This window comes from Colidextribacter sp. OB.20, from assembly GCF_009911595.1.
GTDB lineage: Bacteria > Bacillota > Clostridia > Oscillospirales > Oscillospiraceae > Lawsonibacter.
In genome coordinates this window covers 1-521 of record NZ_QWKG01000177.1, presented here as the reverse complement: position 1 = coordinate 521, position 521 = coordinate 1, and the positions used below count along the sequence as shown (strand labels likewise).

The 521-nt window shown below is 63.9% G+C and carries 1 pseudogene; it reads right to left on the bottom strand.

The features are described 5' to 3' along the window. A pseudogene (locus tag D1641_RS19630) lies at positions 1 to 521 on the bottom strand (leucyl aminopeptidase); the annotation flags it as partial.

Sequence of the window (521 nt, the reverse complement as noted above, 5' to 3'; positions counted from 1 at the left end):
GGGCAGCCGTAGTAGCAGATGGGGCCGTCGATGACCAGCTTGCCGTGGGTGGTGTCCACCACGGGACCCAGGGAGACCTCACCATCGGACCAGGCCATGGCGTCGCCAGGCTGGCGGGCGATGCCGCACTCGATGATGGGCTCCATCTGGTTCATCTCCATGTACAGGTCAGTGCCCGCAGGAGTGGCGATGTGAGCCATCTTGTGGCCCCGCCAGATCGCCTGGAGCTTCTCGCCGTCGGCGTAGACCGCCTCGTAGTCGGCCAGAGCGCCGCCCCGGGTGAAGTTGTCAATGCTCCGCAGGCAGATGGAGACCTCACGCAGCTTCTTCTGGTTGATGAGCTCCTTCAGGTGGTTGTTGTAGATGGCCGCGCCGGAGGCGGTGGTCATGCCTACAAACACGTCGCAGGCGTCCATGCCCAGCTCCAGGGATTTGGGGAAGATGGTGGCCTTGTCCTTGCCGCGGATGGGCATCATATAGATCCCGTACTCCGCGCCGCAGTTCAGAGCCGCCGCTGCCAT